This window comes from Streptomyces sp. NBC_00009, from assembly GCF_045040855.1.
Taxonomy (GTDB): domain Bacteria; phylum Actinomycetota; class Actinomycetes; order Streptomycetales; family Streptomycetaceae; genus Streptomyces; species Streptomyces aureus.
The window spans coordinates 2,780,582-2,797,617 of sequence record NZ_CP108312.1 but is presented as its reverse complement, the minus strand read 5'-3'; the positions used below and the strand labels follow the sequence as shown (position 1 = coordinate 2,797,617).

12 protein-coding genes and 1 pseudogene are annotated in these 17,036 nt (G+C 71.9%); 8 read left to right on the top strand and 5 right to left on the bottom strand.

All coding sequences use genetic code 11. From position 1 onward, the window contains the following. Positions 1-62 precede the first annotated feature (62 nt). The gene (locus OHA58_RS12350; RefSeq protein ID WP_405478738.1) at positions 63-2,753 is read right to left on the bottom strand and encodes a glycosyl hydrolase family 65 protein; all 2,691 of its coding nucleotides are present in this window, start codon (positions 2,751-2,753) and stop codon (positions 63-65) included. Positions 2,754-3,027: 274 nt separating this feature from the next. On the opposite strand from OHA58_RS12350, the gene OHA58_RS12345 reads away from it, so the two are divergent. The 6 genes and pseudogenes from OHA58_RS12345 to OHA58_RS12320 all read left to right on the top strand — a co-directional run bounded on the left by OHA58_RS12345 (position 3,028) and on the right by OHA58_RS12320 (position 10,114). After that, positions 3,028-3,780 carry a GntR family transcriptional regulator gene (locus OHA58_RS12345; protein WP_405478737.1) on the top strand — a complete coding sequence of 251 codons (753 nt, stop codon included), beginning with the start codon at positions 3,028-3,030 and terminating at the stop codon, positions 3,778-3,780. Positions 3,781-3,934: 154 nt separating this feature from the next. Then, positions 3,935-5,620, top strand: a pseudogene (locus tag OHA58_RS12340) (purine-cytosine permease family protein). 211 nt (positions 5,621-5,831) lie between these two features. Further along, positions 5,832-6,023, top strand: a complete 192-nt coding sequence (locus OHA58_RS12335; RefSeq protein WP_116510396.1) for an SPOR domain-containing protein — start codon at positions 5,832-5,834, stop codon at positions 6,021-6,023. 31 nt (positions 6,024-6,054) lie between these two features. Continuing rightward, entirely contained in the window at positions 6,055-6,450 is a 396-nt protein-coding gene (locus tag OHA58_RS12330; RefSeq protein ID WP_405478736.1) for a (deoxy)nucleoside triphosphate pyrophosphohydrolase, read from the top strand. Positions 6,451-6,635: 185 nt separating this feature from the next. Further along, complete coding sequence (locus OHA58_RS12325; RefSeq protein WP_405478735.1) at positions 6,636-7,124, top strand: ATP-binding protein; 489 nt, start codon at positions 6,636-6,638, stop codon at positions 7,122-7,124. 299 nt (positions 7,125-7,423) lie between these two features. Next, positions 7,424-10,114, top strand: a complete 2,691-nt coding sequence (locus OHA58_RS12320; RefSeq protein WP_405478734.1) for a SpoIIE family protein phosphatase — start codon at positions 7,424-7,426, stop codon at positions 10,112-10,114. A 23-nt stretch (positions 10,115-10,137) separates the two neighbouring features. Here OHA58_RS12320 and OHA58_RS12315 read toward each other — a convergent pair whose 3' ends face one another. Both OHA58_RS12315 and OHA58_RS12310 read right to left on the bottom strand, forming a co-directional pair. Continuing rightward, positions 10,138-10,851 (bottom strand): PspA/IM30 family protein, encoded by a 714-nt coding sequence (locus tag OHA58_RS12315; RefSeq protein WP_405478733.1) that lies wholly within the window; start codon positions 10,849-10,851, stop codon positions 10,138-10,140. 55 nt (positions 10,852-10,906) lie between these two features. After that, a complete protein-coding gene (locus OHA58_RS12310; RefSeq protein WP_405478732.1) occupies positions 10,907-12,955 on the bottom strand; it encodes a TPM domain-containing protein in 2,049 nt (682 codons plus the stop codon). Between the two features lie 178 nt (positions 12,956-13,133). On the opposite strand from OHA58_RS12310, the gene OHA58_RS12305 reads away from it, so the two are divergent. Continuing rightward, entirely contained in the window at positions 13,134-13,823 is a 690-nt protein-coding gene (locus tag OHA58_RS12305) for a hypothetical protein (protein ID WP_405478731.1), read from the top strand. 189 nt (positions 13,824-14,012) lie between these two features. Beyond that, on the top strand, positions 14,013-14,324 hold the full coding sequence (locus OHA58_RS12300) for a hypothetical protein (RefSeq protein ID WP_405478730.1): 312 nt from the start codon (positions 14,013-14,015) through the stop codon (positions 14,322-14,324). 12 nt (positions 14,325-14,336) lie between these two features. Here OHA58_RS12300 and OHA58_RS12295 read toward each other — a convergent pair whose 3' ends face one another. Both OHA58_RS12295 and OHA58_RS12290 read right to left on the bottom strand, forming a co-directional pair. Continuing rightward, entirely contained in the window at positions 14,337-15,110 is a 774-nt protein-coding gene (locus tag OHA58_RS12295) for a succinate dehydrogenase/fumarate reductase iron-sulfur subunit (protein WP_405478729.1), read from the bottom strand. Continuing rightward, a complete protein-coding gene (locus tag OHA58_RS12290) occupies positions 15,107-17,035 on the bottom strand; it encodes a fumarate reductase/succinate dehydrogenase flavoprotein subunit (RefSeq protein ID WP_405478728.1) in 1,929 nt (642 codons plus the stop codon). Before OHA58_RS12290 ends, OHA58_RS12295 begins: the two co-directional genes overlap by 4 nt. Position 17,036 lies beyond the last annotated feature (1 nt).

Below are 17,036 nucleotides of genomic sequence, written 5' to 3'. Positions count from 1 at the left end.
GCGCGGTGTGGGGCCGCGCGCGGCGCCCGGCGGTCCAGGGCCTGCCGGTCGGGCGGCAGGCCCTACCTCACCCTCAACTCCTTGACGGGCTCGGGCTTTTCGCCGGTCTCGGTGATGCGGACGTACCGCGCCGTGCGCCCCGGCGTGAAGGCCCGCCAGGCCGCCCCGTCGGCCGACGTCGTCACCGCGTACGCGCGCGTGCCTGTCACGTCCACCCCGGAGACCTTCCCCGTCCGGCCGAGGTCGACCGTGAGGGAGGCGTGCGCGGTCGCCGGCTGCCAGGGGGTGACCGGATTGCCGTCCACCGCCGCCTCCGCGTACAGGCCCGGCTCCTCGGACGTCGCCGTCGCGGTGCGGCAGCGGGCCAGGTCGGAGGTGGGTTCGAGGTCGGGGCGCCGGGTGCGCAGAACGAGCCCGCCGCGGTCGACGGTGGCGCGCCCGGTGGGCGTGACGACGGGGAACGGCTCGCCCGCGGTCAGCCTGACCGTCGTACGCTCCGGCCCGATCGCGATGTCGTACGTGCGTCCGCGCCAGGTCAGCCCGCGCAGCGTCACGCCCCTGCCGAGCTGCGGCGGCAGCGACGGGTCCAGGCGCAGGGCGTCCTCCTCGAGGCGCAGGCCGGTCAGGCCGTGCGTGAACACCTGGAGGAAGCCGCCCTTCCCCGTCAGGAAGTCCTGCGCGGGCGTGCCCGCGAGCGGGTCACTGGACCCCGCCTTCGTGCCGCGCGCCTCCGAGAAGAGCCCGAACGGCTCCCGGAAGAACGGCTTCGAGGCGCGCCGCAGGAACGTGTACGTGGCACAGCCCGGCTCCCCGATCGACGCGGCGGCCACCGCGTTCACGGAGTCCGTCATCGCGGGCCCGTCCGGGTCGGTGTGCGCCACGTAGTAGTCCAGGGTCGCCGCCGCCGCGCCCTTCGGCATCGGCTTCCAGTCCAGCGGATACAGCAGCAGGACCGCGTCGGCCTGCTTGATCGTCGAGCCGTTGTAGCCCTCGTACTGGAGGAAGACCTTGCGCTTGGGGTCGTACGGGATGCGGAGCCCGTCGGCGATCGTCGTCCACGCGGCGGGGGGCGCGGCGCCCACGAGCCGGGCGGCGCGGGCGGCGGAGCGCAGCGCCGTGGCCGCGACGGCGTTCGTGTAGACCCCGTCGTCGACGCCGTTGCTGTACTCGTCGGGGCCCGCGACGTCCTTGATGGAGTACGAGCCGTCGGCGTTCTTCGTGACGCGTGAAGTCCAGTACTCCGCAAGGCCCTTGAGCAGCGGCCAGCCGCGCGAGCGCAGCCAGGCGCGGTCGCCCGTGGCCAGGTAGTACTGCCAGGCGGCGAGCGCGATGTCGCCCTGGAGGTGGTTCTGGGTGACGCAGTGTGGCGGCTGCCAGCTCTGGCACTCCGTCCACAGGGCGCCGCGGCTCGCGCTGGTCCACGGGTACATGAGGCCCTTGACCGACGTCTTGAGGGCGTTGTCGGCGGCCGCCTCGCGCGTGCGGTAGCGGTATTCGAGGACGGGGCGCGCCAGGTCGGGCCGGTCGGCGAGCAGCGCGGGGAACATCCACGTCTCGGCGTCCCAGAAGATCATGCCCGCGTAGGCGTCGCTGGTGAGCCCGGAGGGCGCGACGCTGTCGCGACCGCCGGCGCGCACCGCCGTGAGAAGCCCGTACCGCGCGGCCCGCGCCTGCTGCTGGAGGTCGGGGCGGTCCGGGACCTCGATGTCCGACGTCCACAACTTCCGCCAGGCAGCGGCGTGTTGGCGGAACACCTCGTCCCATCCGGCGGAGGCCGCCCGCTGCGAGGCGCCGACGGCCGAGTCGTGCGGGGTGCGGGAGGTGAGAGCCGTGTCCACGCCGACGTATTTGGTGACGGTGTACGTGCGGCCCGTGTCGACGGAGAAGGTGGCGGACTGACGGTTCGTCAACGTAGCGGTGCGGCCCGCCGTGTGGGTGCGGCCGGGGGCGCGCAGGGTGGAGGCGACGACGCCGTCCTGGCGGGTGCCGTCCGTGCGGAAGCCCACCGCCATCGTGCGCTTGCCCGCGGGGCCGCCGCCGGTGGGCGCGGTCCGGCGGGCGCCGCGGCCGTCGATCCGGTCGGTGACGGTCGCCTCACCGCTCCAGTGCGGCGTGACGCGCAGCCGCACGGCTCCGGTGTGCGCGTGGGAGCGGTCGGTCAGCACGTCGTACGTCAGGTCGGTGCGCCGGCCGTCCTTGTGCGTCCAGGTCAGCGACGTACGGACGAATCCGCAGCGCAGGCTGAGGGTCTGCCGGTAGTGCGAGATCCGGCTGCTGGGGCCGTACGTCTCGTCGCCCACCGTCAGGTCGAGCGCGGTCCAGTTCGGCAGCGCGGCGATGGCCTCGCGGTGCGCGGTGTTCTCGGGGCCGCGCGCGTAGAGCCCGGCGGCGAACGCACCGTCGTAGCGCGGCGTGTAGAGCGGCCAGCCGGTCTTGTCGCCGGGCTCGTCGTAGCCCGTGCCGGACGGGGGGACGCGCACGCCGAGATATCCGTTGCCGGTGTACGCGTGATAGGTGTTCGCGGGGTCGATACGGGTGGTGGCCGGGGCCCAGGCGGGGTCGCCGGTGCAGGCTGAGGAGACCTCAGAGGTCTTGGCGGGGGAGCCCGCGGGCACGGGGGCGAGCGCGGGGGCGGGTCCGGCGGGCGCCGGGCCGGGGCCGGGCGTCGCCAGGGCTGCGCCCGGTGAGGCACCGAGCACCGCGAGCGCGAGGAGGACGGTGAGGCGGGCGGGGGATCGGCGGGGTCGGGTCACGCATCCGACGATGCGGGCGGTTGCGGACGGGAGTCGGGCAACCCGCGCCGGAGGTCCCACGGATGGCGGGGGTGTCCCCGCCGCCACCAGTCTCAACGGCCAGGCGTAAGGATTCCCTTACCCGGAGAAAGTCCCTGCGTAAAGGCCTGCGCCCGCGCATGTCATCACTTCGAGTGATTCTTTGGCCTTTGCTTGCGGCGTACAACCCAGGGTTGCGACGCTGTTGCTGTCTGTCAATCTGACGGGTCGCCATGGGTCTTAGGGAGTGCAGCCAGTGACATTCGGTGAGCAGCCGGCGTATCTGCGCGTCGCGGGTGATCTTCGCAAGAAGATCGTCAATGGATCGCTGCCACCGCACACCCGGCTCCCGTCACAGGCCAGGATCCGCGAGGAGTACGGCGTCTCGGACACCGTCGCCCTCGAAGCCCGCAAGGTGCTGATGGCCGAGGGCCTCGTCGAGGGGCGCTCGGGATCGGGCACGTATGTGCGCGAGACACCGGTGCCGCGCCGCGTCGCCCGCTCCGGATACCGGCCGACCAGCGGCTCCACCCCCTTCAAGCAGGAGCAGGCCGACGAGGCGGCGCGCGGCACGTGGGACTCCCGCAGCGAGCAGGTCGAGGCGAGCAGCGCCATCGCCGAGCGCCTCGGTGTCCGCGCCGGTGACCGCGTGATGTGCACGAAGTACGTCTACCGGGACGCGGGCGAGGCGATGATGCTCTCCACCTCCTGGGAGCCCCTCGCGGTCACGGGACGTACCCCCGTGATGCTCCCTGAGGAGGGCCCTCTCGGCGGCTGCGGCGTCGTCGAGCGCATGGCCGCCATCGACGTCATCGTGGACAACGTGACGGAGGAGGTCGGCGCCCGCCCCGGCCTCGCCGAGGAGCTCATGGCGCTCGGCGGAGTGCCCGGCCATGTCGTCCTCGTCATCCAGCGCACGTACTTCGCGTCGGGCAGACCGGTCGAGACGGCGGACGTCGTCGTCCCCGCCGACCGGTACCGGATCGCATACCACCTGCCCGTGAAGTGACCGATACGCGAACGCCCTGTCCGGGGCGCGTGACGGCGACTTAACCCGCGGCCGCCTCCCGTAACGCCGGGGCAATCACCGGCCGCCCCGCATTGTCATGCACGGCTCCTAACTTCCGTCCGTACCCGCAATCGGCCGGACGACAGGAACCCTCATGACGGACACGGTCACCCGTGACACAGAGGCAGCCCCGCCGCGGCGCAGCTACGCCAAGCTCGCCGCGGACGAGAGCCGCGAGGACTTCTCGCTGCGCTACGCGCCCCACTCCTACCGGCGCTGGTCCCCGACCATGGTCGCGTCCACCGCGCTCGGCGGCATCGCCTACCTCGCCGACTTCGCGATCGGCGCCTCCATCGTCTTCACGTACGGCTTCACGAGCGGGCTCGCCTCGATCCTGTGCGCGGCGACGATCATCTTCCTGACCGGCATCCCCATCGCCCGCGCCTGCGCCAAGTACGGCCTGGACATGGACCTCATCACCCGGGGCGCGGGCTTCGGCTACTTCGGCTCGACGCTCACGTCCCTCATCTACGCCTCGTTCACCTTCATCTTCTTCGCCCTCGAAGGCTCGATCATGGCGCAGGCCATGCACGAGGTCGTCGGACTGCCGCTGCCCGTCGGCTACTTGCTGACCACGCTCATCGTCATCCCGATCGTCTTCCGCGGCATGGGTGCCCTCGCCAAGGTGCAGGCGTGGACGCAGCCGGTCTGGCTCATCGGGCTCGTGCTGCCCTTCGTGATCCTGGCCTTCCGCTCGCCGGGCTCCTTCGGCGACTTCACCCACTTCGGCGGCACGGAGGGTGCGGGCAGCGGCTTCTCCTGGCTCGGCTTCGGCCTCGGCACCGGCGTCGCGCTCTCCCTCATCGCGCAGATCGGCGAGCAGGCCGACTACCTGCGCTTCATGCCGGCCAAGACCGAGCAGAACAGGAAGCGATGGAATCTGGCCGTTCTGGCGGCCGGACCCGGCTGGGTGATCATCGGCGCCGCCAAGCAGCTCGGCGGCGCGCTCCTCGCCTTCGTCGCCCTCGAAGCCGTCGGCAAGACCCACGCGCTGGAACCCATCGCGCCGCAGGTCTAGGCGCTCAAGCCGTGGCTCGGCTCGGTCGCCCTGCCCGCCGCAGCGCTCTTCGTGGTCGTCTCCCAGATCAAGATCAACGTGACCAACGCCTACAGCGGCTCGCTGTCCTGGTCGAACTTCTTCTCCCGCATCACCCACCGCCACCCGGGCCGCGTCTGGTACATCTTCCTCAACCTCGCCATCGCGCTGACGCTGATGGAGATGAACATGTTCGCGGCCCTGAACAAGCTGCTGGGCTTCTACTCGAACGTGGGCATCGCCTGGATCGCGGCCGTCGCCGCCGACCTCGTCATCAACAAGAGGGTCGGTTGGAGCCCCAAGTACATCGAGTTCAAGCGGGCTTATCTGTATGCCGTGAACCCGGCCGGCTTCGGTGCCATGGTGATCGCGTCGGCCGTCTCGATCATCGCGTTCTTCGGGGTGTTCGGCGAGTACGCGGAGGCCTTCTCGACGTTCATCGCGGCCGGACTCGCCCTGACGCTCTGCCCGTTGATCGCCTGGGCCACCCAGGGCAAGTACTACCTGGCCAGGCCCAACCCGGTGAACGGCCCCGACGTCGAGATCGCCGACATCACGGCGACCCACACGTGCAGCGTCTGCGAGACGGCGTACGAACTCCCGGACATCGCGGACTGCCCCGTCCAGTCGGGCCCGATCTGCTCGCTGTGCTGCTCGCTCGACGCGGAGTGCGGCGACGCCTGCCGCAAGGAGCCGCAGGCGGGCCCGGTGCTCATGCCCATGCCGACGGTGCGTACCGGCTGACCGCCCAAGCTGCGGAACGTCCAAGCTGCGGAACGTCCAGGGGGCGCACTCTTCGGAGTGCGCCCCCTGCGGATTGGCTGGTTGCGTATCTCTTTGTGCCAATGCGTATCCGCTGCGTGAAGGTCAGGCGTACGCTCGGGCATATGCGGAGTGGGGTTTCCTCAGAAAGCGGGGCGCTGTGCGAGCCGGGGTCGGGGAGTGGAGGGGCGCGATGAACGAGGGCACGACCACGCTTGTGTGGCTCGTCATACGCCAGGACGACAACGGCAACCGCTATCGCGTCGGCAGGTACGCGACCAGGGCGGAAGCCCAGAAGATCGCCGACAGTCTCGACGACCGCGGCCACAAGCAGCTCTACTGGGTCGAGCGCCTCGGCCAGGCGCAGAACGGCACCGCGCGCTGACGTTCCCGCCCGCGGCCGTAGGCTCCGGCACATGACTGAACCGACCGTCGTCGTCGCGGCGGCCATCCACGAGAGCGGCCGTCTGCTCGCCGCGCGACGCAGTGCGCCCCCCGAGCTCGCGGGCCGCTGGGAACTCCCCGGCGGCAAGGTCGAGCCCGGCGAGGACCCGACGCGGGCTCTCGTACGGGAGCTGCGCGAGGAACTCGGGATCGGCGCCGAGCTCGTGGCGCGCGTCCCGGGGGAGTGGCCCCTGAAGCCCGGATACGTGCTGCGGGTGTGGACCGCGCGCCTGCTGTCCGGCAGCCCGCGCCCCCTGGAGGACCACGACGAGCTGCGCTGGCTCGGGCCCGACGAGATCTGGTCCGTGGACTGGCTCGACCAGGACGTACCGGCGGTGAAGGCGGTGCTCGCGGCGCAGCGGCCGTGATCCGTCCGCCGGCAGTCCTGTCCGTGGTGCGGGTCGCCGTGCCGCGGGCTGCCACCGTCGTGCCGTCGGCTGCCACCGTCGGGCTGCCGGTTGTGTCACCCGTCGTACCGTCGCGAGTGCTCCGTTCGTGCCGCCCTTCGCGGAGTGTTCGTGTGAGACGGTAGCTCTCACGGTCACCCGGGTATATGCCGATTAACCCTACGAAATCGGACGCGATCCGAAGGGGTGGACGGGGTTCTACTGCTGCCTGGGAAGTGATCGGCTTGTTCGACACCGACGGCGACGGGGAGTGCGTCGAGTGGGTCTTCCCCGAGGAACCGGGCGCAGTCCGTTCCGCTCGTGCCGCGGTCCGCGGCCAGCTCGGCGTCTGGGGACTCGATTCGCTCGGCGATGTCGCCGAACTGCTCGTCAGTGAGCTGGTGACCAACGCGCTCCGGCACGCCTCCGGCCCCATCGGTGTACGTCTCCTGCAGTCGGCGGAGCCGGCCCACACCCTGCGGGTGGAGGTCTCCGATCCCCTTCCGGATCCGCCGTTGGAGCGCGTCGCGGGGCCGGAAGAGGAAAGCGGGCGGGGGCTCCAGCTGGTTGCGGGGGCGGCGCGGCGGTGGGGGACGCGGCCCGGTGACGCGGGCAAGACGGTCTGGTTCGAACTGTCGCTGCCCGGCCGGCACTGACCGCGGCCGTTATTGGTGGCCGGAACCTGCGGCCGGAACCGGTGGCGTCGCGCCGGTTAAGAGGAACCCTCCCTGGTTAGGAGACAGGGAGCATGCTGATCGGCGAAGGGCCGGCCAGGAAAAGGCACGGAACAGCCGCGGATCTGGTTGTCGTCCTGTTACGTCGGGACGGGCCAAAAAGCGTCGGGACCGTGGTGTGATCGTGAACACCGTGTTGCGCGGCTCCGTAGTGCTGGATACTGCGGGCAGCTGCCCCGGTGACCGGTGCCGGACGCGGTGAGCTGGAGGGGACGGTTCGCGTGAGCGAGATACCAGCGAAGGTCACGTCGTCCGAGGACACCTCGGGCGGTACGGCCGCGCGCGATGCGGCAGGCCCGCCCCGGGCCGAGACGTGGCAGAGCAGTCCGCCCGGCTCCATGTACGACTACATCAAGGTCGCCTCCTTCTCCATCGGCCCGGACGGGCTGATCGACCAGTGGAGCCGGCGCGCGGCGCAGCTCTTCGGCGTCTGTGCGCAGGAAGCCGTGGGCAAGGACCCCATCGAGGCCTTCGTCTCCACGGAACTGCGCGAGCGCGGCCACCGCAAGATGGCGGAGATCCTCGACGGCCGCGAGTGGACCGGCGTCGTCCCCTTCCGGATGCCCAGGAACCGGGCGGCGGACGCGGGCGGACCGGCGTCCGGCGAGCGCGATCCGCACGTCCCCGATCAGCACGGCCCCGCTCCGTATACGGAGGGGATAGCCGAGGTCTATGTGATGCCGACCGAGACGGAGTCCGGCGAGCGCGCCGCCGTCTGCATCGTCGTCGACGTCCGCGCCCTGCGCCGCATCGAGACGGACCTCGCCGCGTCGCAGGCCATTTTCGGCCAATCTCCTTTCGGCTTCCTGCTGTTCGGCACCGACCTGAAGGTGCAGCGGGCCAACCGGCCCTTCGCCGCCGTCTTCGGCGGCCGGGCCGACGACCACCGCGGCCGCACCGTCCACGACTATCTGCCCCGCGGCGAGGCCGACCGCGTCCAGGCCGCGCTGCGCCGCGTCCTGGAGAGCGGCGAGTCCGTCACCGACATGCAGCTCGTCGGGCCCGCGCCCGACTCCGCCGAGCGCCGCCACTGGTCGATCAACCTCTACCGCGTGCACAGCGGCAGCGGCCGGCCCATCGGCGTCGCCGGGCTCGCCACCGACGTCACCCGGCGGCACGCCGCCGCCCGCGAGGCCGCCCACGCCCGCCGCAACCTCGCCCTCCTCAACGAAGCGGGCGCCCGCATAGGCAACTCGCTCGACCTGGAGACCACCGCCCGCGAACTCCTCGACGTCGTCGTCCCCGGCTTTTGCGACCTCGCCTCCGTCGACCTCTACCAGGGGCTCCTCGCCGGCGACGAGTCGGCGCTCAACAGCCGCAGCCTCGCCGACGGCAGCGCCGAGCTGCGCAGGGTCGCCGCCGCGAGCGCCGTCGCCGACGTGCCGTACCTCGAAGCGTCCGGTGGCGACGGCGTCGTCGAGGTCGGGGCCGTCCACCGCTACTCCTTCAACTCGCCCTGCGCGGATGCCCTGCGCACCGCCCGCCCCCAGTTCGTCCCCGCCGCGTCCGGCGGCCTCATCCAGTCCACGCTGGCCGTGCCGATGGTCGCCCACGACACCGTCGTCGGCCTCGCGCGCTTCGCCCGTACGAAGGGCAGCGAGCCCTTCAACGACCGCGACCGCGCCCTCGCCGTCGAACTCGCCGCCCGCGCCGCCGTCTGCATCGACAACGCCCGCCTCTACCGGCGCGAACACGAGCGCGCCCTGATACTCCAGCGGTCGCTGCTCCCGCCGGACGACCCCGAGGCGTCCGGCCTCGACATCGCCTGCCGTTACCTGCCGGGCAACGCGGCCACCGAGGTCGGCGGCGACTGGTTCGACGTCATCGAACTGCCGGGGCACAGAACCGCGCTCGTCGTCGGCGACGTCATGGGCCGCGGCCTGCGCGCCGCCGTCGCCATGGGCGAACTGCGCACCGCCGTACGGACCCTGGCCCTCCTCGACCTCGAACCCGCGGAGGTCCTCTCCGCGCTCGACGAGATCGCCCGCGGCCTCGGCACGCCCGGCGGCCCGACGTCCCCCCTCGGCCCGCGCGGCGGCGTCCAGCAGGCCACCCGCGCCGCCCGCAGAACCGGCGACGCCGACCTCTCCGAGGTCTACCTCGCCACCTGCGTGTACGCGGTCTACGACGCCGTGACCCGGCGCTGCACCTTCGCCAACGCGGGCCATCTGCCGCCCGTCCTGGTCGAGCCCGGCGAAGGGGCGCTCATGCTCGACGTACCCCCGGGCATGCCGCTCGGCGTCGGCGGGGAGCCCTTCGAGGAGGTCGAGGTCGAACTGCCCGAGGGCTCACTCCTCGCCCTCTACACCGACGGGCTCGTCGAGTCCCGCGACCATCCCCTCGACGAGGGCCTCTCCGCATTCCGCAGCGCCCTGGACGATCCCTCGCCCGCGCTCGAAGACGTCTGCGACCACGTGCTGACCACGCTCGACACCCACCACGGCGAGGACGACATCGCGCTGCTCATGGCCCGCGTACAGGGCCTGCCGGCCGACGCCGTGGGCGACTGGACGCTGCCGCGCGAGCCGCGCTCGGTGGGCCGCGCCCGCGAGTTCACCCGTGCCCAGCTGACCCAATGGGACCTGGAGCCGCTCGTCGACACGACGGAACTGCTGGTCAGCGAGCTGGTCACCAATGCCCTGCGGTACGGCGAGGGCGAGATCAGGCTGCGCCTCCTGCTCGACCGCACCCTCGTGTGCGAGGTGTGGGACGCGGGCCTCGTCCAGCCGCGCCGCCGCCGCGCACGCGACACGGACGAGGGCGGCCGCGGGCTTCAGCTCGTCGGCCTGCTCAGCGCCTCCTGGGGCTCGCGCAGGACGCCGCGCGGCAAGACCGTCTGGTTCGAACTCCCGCTGCCGGACGGCGACTCGGCGGCCGTGGACCCGACGGAGGCGCTGCTCAGCCTGTACTGACCGGGCGCGCCGCCTCCTCGGCTCTACGCGGACGTCTTGAGCGCCGCCAGGCGCGCCTCGATCTCGGCCGTGTCGCCGAGGCCCTCCAGCTGCTCGAACTGCGCGTCGAGCGACGAGTCGGCGAGCTCCTGCTTGCCCAGCGCCTTGGCCTCCTCGCGGCGCACCTTCTCCTCGAAGCGGCTCAGCTCGCTCGTCGGGTCGAGGACGTTGATGTTCTTGGCGGCGTCCATCATCCGGTTCTGGGCCTGCGCAGTCTTCGAGCGCGCCACCAACTGATCGCGCTTCGACTGGAGTTCGACCAGCTTCGTCTTCATCTGGCCGAGGCCGGACTTCAGCTTCCCGACGACCTCGTTCTGTGCGGCGATCGTCGGCTCGGCGTCCTTCGCCCCCTTCTCGGAGCTCAGCTGCCGCCCGAGCGCCACCTTGGCGAGGTTGTCGAACTTGTCGGCCTCCGCCGCGCTGCCCGCCGTCCGCAGCTCGTCGGCCTTCCTGCTCGCGGCGAGCGCCTTGCCGCCCCACTCGGCGGCCGCCTCGACGTCCTCCTTGTGGTCCTGCTCCATCATCCGCAGATTGCCGATGGTCGCCGCCACGGCCTGCTCGGCCTCGGCGATGTTGTTCGAGTACTCGCGGATCAGCTGGTCGAGCATCTTCTGCGGGTCCTCGGCGCCGTCCAGAAGGGCGTTGATGTTTGCCTTCGCCAGCTGGGTGACGCGGCCGAGAACGGTCTGCTTGGTCATGAGAGTGCTCCTTGTGCGAGGGAGATACGTGAGGAACTGGGTGAATGCCGCCGGGTCAGAACCGTCCACCGCCGCCCCTGCGGCCACGGGTCCCGCCCCCGCCGAAACTCCCCGGACCGCCGCCGCCGAACCCGCCCCCGAAGCCGCCGCCCCCGCCGGACCGCCCGCCGAACCCCCCGCCGGACCGCCCGCCCAGGAGTTCGCCGAGGATGATCCCGCCGAGCACCGCGCCGCCCATGCCCCCTCCGCCGCGCCCGCCCCCGCCGCCGTACGGATTCCCGAAGGACCGGACGTCGTGCTCGGCGAGCTGCTGTGCCTGCCGGGCCAGCGCGTCGGCCCGCTGGGCGCCGGCCAGGGCGGCGGCGGGATCCGCCTGTGCCGCCGTCCGTACGTACTCCAGGTGCCGCTGCGCCTCCGCCAGGCGCGTACGGGCCTCGCTGCCGACCGCCCCGCGGTGCGTGGTGATGAAGTCCGACGCGGCGCCGACGCTACTGCGGGCCGTGAGTTCCGCCTGGTCGAGCAGGGAGCGCGCGCGGGCGGTGCCGGACTCGCGTTCGCGGACCTCGTCCAGGGACGCGTCGAGCGCCGAGTCGGCCTCCTCCACGCGGCGCAGCGCATCGATCGGGTCGTAGGGGCCGGCGGCCATCTCCTTGCGTACGCGCGCGGCGACGATCTCCACGCGCGCGACGCGGCCCCGCAGATCGGCGGTGGACGCGCCCTCGGTCATGCCCTGGAGGAGTCCGTGCGCGTCCGCGAGGTCGGTGTCGGACTCGGTGAGCGCGGCGGGCAGCTTCCCGGCGGCCTCGGCCAGTTCGTGGCCGAGCCGGACGACCGCGTCCACGAAGGTGCCCGCCTGGTCGACGGCCGACTCGGCGGCCCGCAGGAACACCGCGGCCCTGCCGTTGTCACCCGCGTCGACGCAGCTCCGCGCCTGTTCGAGGTTCGTCGTGGCGAACACCAGCCGGTCCTTGGCCTGCTCGATGTGGCCCGCCACGGGAAGCAGCGCGGAGGGCGCGTAGCGGGAGCCGAGCGCCGTCAGCGTCTCTTCGGTCGTCGCCGTGCGGGCGGCCAGGTCGCGGGAGGTGAGCTCCGCGTGGGCGAGGGCCTCGGGCGCGGTGCGCTCCAGGGCCCGCAGCCGGTCGAAGTCCGCGGCCTCGGCGTCGAGCCTGCGCCCCGCCTCGGTGCAGCGGCTGATGATCTCGTCCAGCATCTGCCGCTTCGTCGCGTCGTCCTCGGGGTACGCGTCATCGAGCTGCTGGCGCAACCGGAAGGCCGCCGTCAGCTCCGACTGGGCATACGCCACCACCTCGGTGAACGGCTTGACGGCCTCGTCGCCGAACTGGGCGGTGGCGAAGCCGAGTTCCTCCGTACTCGTGCGGATCGAGTCGTCGCTCTCCACCAGCAGCTGCCTGGCCTGCTTGTCCAGCTCGGGCAGCGGCGTGACCTTCGGTCCTGTGCCCCCGCCCCAGCCGCCGCCGGGCGTGGTGCGGGTACGCGTACGCCTCTTGCGGCGGGTGTACGTGAACGCCGCGAGGGCGCCCGCGCCGCCGACCGCTATGAGGGGCAGGACGAGATCGGCCGCGCTGGGACCCGTGTCCGAGCCACCGGGGTCGGCCGGGCCCGGGGTGATCGTGGGGGTGGGGACGGGGCGGCCCGCGAGCGTGGCGGAGATGCCGCCCGCCGCGCCGATCGCGGCGCCCGCCCAGTCGTTCCTGCGCAGCGCCGGTTCGATCGCGGTCTGCGCGACATCCCTGAGCTGCGCGTCGGTGAGCTGGGAGTCCTGGTCGACGGAGTAGGCGTACTGCCGGTCGTGCGTGGAGACGGCGAGGAGTACGTCGTTGAGGCCGAGGCCGTTCTTGTCGGCCGTGTCGTCGGCCCAGTCCTGGGCGGAGCGGCCGGAGAAGTCGCGTACGTAGACCACGAAGAGCTGGGTGTTGTGCTCGCGGTCGAGCGCGTCGAGCGCCGAGGCGGCATCGCTCTCACGGTCGCCGAGGGCGTCCACTTTGTCGGTGATCTGGCCGGTTCTCGACAGGGTGACGGGGTCGTCGGCTCGGGCGGTGGTGGCGGGCAGCAGGACCCAGCAGAGCGCGAGCACTGCGGCCACTGCCGACCGCGCGGCTATCCGTACCGGACGGGGGCGACTCGGAGGCGGCGTCACAGTTGGGAGCGTATGACCGGATCTGGGGTACCGCGACCGGGATCCGCCCGGTCCGGTTGTGCCGAATCCGCATTGTTATCGCCGGACCTTCCGGCAAAACCGCTGCTCAACATAGGTTTCCGGCATGGAGAACGGACCCTGGGCCGCAGGCGGCGCGATCAGCGAACCGGAGCTTGTCGTGTCCGGCCCCGTGGCCCCTGCGAACCGCCCCGAGCTCCTGCCTGCCTCACAGCGGCGGCGCCCCCTCGGCGCGCTGCTCGTCGGCGCGGTGGCGGCGTCCGCGGTCTGGGGCGCGGGCCTCTACGCCTTCGGGGCGCAGGGCCCGGACCTCAGGGGCTACCGGGTGAGCGACCGCCTCTGCTCCCTCCTCACCCTGCCGAACCTCGCCACGGTCCTCGACCGGGGCTCGCGCTGGGAGTCGACGGAGAGCCGGCACGCGGCGGAGGACACGGCGGACTGCGCCGGGCAGCTGGAACGTAAAGAGGGCTCGGAGCGGGCCGCGACGCTGACGGCGTCCGTGGTGCTGCACAAGCGGACGAGCCCGGCGGAGGAATTCGACGCGGCGCGCGCGACGGCCGCCGAGCGGATACCGGGGCGTGCGGAGGTGCGTACGGTGACCGGGCTCGGGGACCGGGCCTACACGGTCGTCCACGGGCGCACGACGGAGGTCCATGTCCTGGACGGCGACGCGGAGTTCGCACTGAGCGTGCGTCTCCAGGCGGCCTCGGGCCGCGTCACGGCGGAGCGGTTGAGGCCGCTGGCGGCCGGGGACGTGGAGGCGCTGATGCGGCGCCTTGACGGGGGTACGCCGTAGAGGCGTCGACCCGGTTCGCGCAGCGTCTGTAGGGCCGGCCTCGAGACCCTCGACCACTGGATCGGTCTTGCCGTCGAGTGGTTCGGCCTCGCCCTCGCGACCAGTGACCCCAAGGCGATGTTCCGGGAGGATAGGGAGCGGCAGGGCGCCTGGGCGGCACCTGCGAGCGGTGGGCGGAAGGGGCGTTCGATGCACTGGTACGTGGTGGGCGTGGCGATAGCGTTGTGGGTGCTCGTCGCCGTGGCGGGTGCCGCGGCGTTGCGGACCGGGCGGGTGCGGCCGTCCTGGATGGGGCGGCGTGTGGCGCGGCCCAGGCTGTGGGGGGCCGGGGCGCTCGTGATGGCCCTGGGCATGGTGACGACGTCGCTGTACCCCTTGGCGCACTCGGACGCGGCCATCGACGTCGTCTTCGTGACCGGCACCAGCCTGTTCCTGGGCGGCCTCGTGTGCCAGATGCTCGCCCAGCGTCCGGCCGGCGACCGCAGACGGCATGCCGCCTGACCCCGCACCCCCCTACGAGGATGACCGGCGCCGAATCCGGTTCCCCAGCCAAACCACCGGATCGTACTTCCGGTCAACCGCCCGCTCCTTCAAGGGGATCAGCGCGTTGTCCGTGATGTGGATGCCCTCCGGGCAGACCTCCGTACAGCACTTCGTGATGTTGCAGTAGCCGAGGCCGTGGTCCTCCTGGGCCGTGCGCTTGCGGTCGAGGCCGGAGTCCGACGCCGCGTCGAGGGGGTGCATGTCCAGCTCGGCGACCCGCATCAGGAAGCGCGGGCCCGCGAACGCCGTCTTGTTCTCCTCGTGGTCGCGGACCACATGGCACGTGTCCTGGCACAGGAAGCACTCGATGCACTTGCGGAACTCCTGCGAGCGGTCGACGTCCTCCTGCTGCATGCGGTACTCGCCCGGGCCGACCCCGGCCGGCGGGACGAACGCGGGGATCTCGCGGGCCTTCGCGTAGTTGAAGCCGACGTCCGTGACCAGGTCGCGGACCACAGGGAAGGCGCGCAGTGGCGTCACCGTGATGACGTCCTCGCGGTCGAAGACCGACATGCGGGTCATGCACATCAGGCGGGGCCGGCCGTTGATCTCCGCCGAGCACGAACCGCACTTGCCCGCCTTGCAGTTCCAGCGGACCGCGAGGTCGGAGGCCTGGGTCGCCTGGATCCTGTGGATGATGTCGAGGACGACCTCGCCGTCGTTCACCTCGACCTGGAAGTCCGACAGGTCACCGCCCTCGGCGTCTCCGCGCCAGACCCTGAAACGCGCGTCGTACGAACTCACTCGTACAGCTCCTCTTCGGCGAGGTACTTGACCAGCTCTTCCTTCTCGAAGAGGGCGAGCAGGTCCGGGCGGATGGGGTCGGTCGTGACGCGGACGAGGTCGATCTGGCCGCGGACCGGGTCCGTGGCGGCCAACCCGCCCGTGGGATCGACGAGTTGGCACAGCAGGTTCGTGCGGCGCCAGGCGCGGTCCATCGTCGGGTGGTCCTCGCGGGTGTGGCCGCCGCGCGACTCCGTACGCTCGAGCGCGGCCCGCGCGATGCACTCGCTGACGAGCAGCATGTTGCGCAGGTCGAGCGCGAGGTGCCAGCCCGGGTTGAACTGGCGGTGCCCCTCCACCCCGGCCCGCCGCGCCCGCATCCGCAGCCCGGCGAGGCGGGACAGCGCCTCGGTCATCTCTTCCTCGTGGCGGATGATGCCGACCAGGTCGTTCATCGCCTGCTGGAGTTCCTGGTGGAGGGTGTACGGGTTCTCGGCGGCGCCCCCGTCCGCCGGGCCCTCCGCGGAGAACGGGCGCAGCGCCTCCGCCGCCGCCGTGTCGACCTGGTCCGCGTCGATGACGGGGCGCTCGTCGAGCCCGGCCGCGTACTCGGCCGCGTGCAGTCCGGCGCGGCGGCCGAAGACGAGGAGGTCGGAGAGCGAGTTGCCGCCGAGGCGGTTCGAGCCGTGCATGCCGCCCGAGACCTCGCCGGCCGCGAACAGGCCGGGCACCCCGCGCGCCGCCGCCGTGTCCGAGTCGACGGCGATGCCGCCCATCACGTAGTGGCAGGTCGGGCCGACCTCCATCGGCTCGGCCGTGATGTCGACGTCCGCCAGCTCCTTGAACTGGTGGTACATGGACGGCAGCCGGCGCCGGATGCGTTCGGCCGGCATGCGCGTGGAGACGTCGAGGAAGACGCCCCCGTGCGGGGAGCCGCGGCCCGCCTTCACCTCGGAGTTGATGGCGCGCGCCACCTCGTCGCGAGGCAGCAGCTCGGGCGGGCGCCGGTTGTGGTCCGGGTCGTCGTACCAGCGGTCGCCCTCGTCCTCCGACTCGGCGTACTTCTCCTTGAAGACGTCGGGGATGTAGTCGAACATGAAGCGTTTCCCGTCGGAGTTCCTGAGCACCCCGCCGTCGCCGCGGACCGACTCCGTGACGAGGATGCCCTTCACGGACGGCGGCCAGACCATGCCCGTGGGGTGGAACTGCACGAACTCCATGTTCAGAAGCGGCGCCCCGGCAAGCAGCGCCAGCGCGTGGCCGTCGCCCGTGTACTCCCATGAGTTCGACGTCACCTTGAAGGATTTGCCGATGCCGCCCGTCGCCAGCACCACGCTCGGGGCCTCCAGGACGAAGAAACGGCCGCTCTCGCGCTCGTAGCAGAACGTGCCCGAGACCTGGCCATCGTTCTTCAGTACGCGGGTGACCGTGCACTCCTGGAAGACCTTGAGGCGCGCCTCGTAGTCGCCGAACTTCTTGAAGTCCTCCTGCTGGAGCGCGACGATCTTCTGCTGGAGCGTGCGGATCAGCTCCAGGCCCGTGCGGTCACCGACGTGGGCCAGGCGCGGGTATTCGTGGCCGCCGAAGTTGCGCTGCGAGATCCGGCCGTCCGTGGTCCGGTCGAACAGCGCGCCCCACGTCTCCAGCTCCCAGACCCGGTCGGGCGCCTCGCGCGCGTGCAGCTCGGCCATCCGCCACTGGTTGAGGAACTTGCCGCCGCGCAGCGTGTCGCGGAAGTGGACCTGCCAACTGTCGCCGGAGTTCACGTTCCCCATGGCCGCGGCGATGCCGCCCTCGGCCATCACGGTGTGCGCCTTGCCGAAGAGGGACTTGCAGATCACGGCCGTACGCGCGCCGCGCTCGCGCGCCTCGATCGCCGCGCGCAGGCCCGCACCGCCCGCCCCCACCACGACAACGTCCCACTGCTGCCGCTCCACTTGAGACATC